This window comes from Campylobacter sp. US33a (genome assembly GCF_004378855.1).
GTDB lineage: Bacteria > Campylobacterota > Campylobacteria > Campylobacterales > Campylobacteraceae > Campylobacter_D.
Window position 1 is genome coordinate 1 of the sequence record NZ_RYYL01000047.1, and the last position, 290, is coordinate 290.

At 39.0% G+C, this 290-nt stretch carries 1 pseudogene; it reads right to left on the bottom strand.

What is annotated here, in order from left to right:
- Nucleotides 1–290, bottom strand: a pseudogene (locus ELQ16_RS09840) (MmgE/PrpD family protein); the annotation flags it as partial.

Below are 290 nucleotides of genomic sequence, written 5' to 3' on the forward strand. Positions count from 1 at the left end.
TTCATCGCTTGCAACACTTTCTTCATAATCATCTGCATTTACACGTCCAAATATAAGCGGCACAGCGACCATATACTGGATACAATGCTCTCTATCAGCAGGGTTTGCAAGCTCACCTACTTTATTGATGATGCGATGGCCTGATTCTTGAGTTGTGATGATGATTTTTTCTATTTGATCCAAACGATCTTTTACCTCATCATGTAAGGCCAAATCTGCTTCTACTGCGGTTTGTGCGTGAAATTCAGGGGGGAAAGAAATTTTAAACAAAACATTTTCCATTACATAAG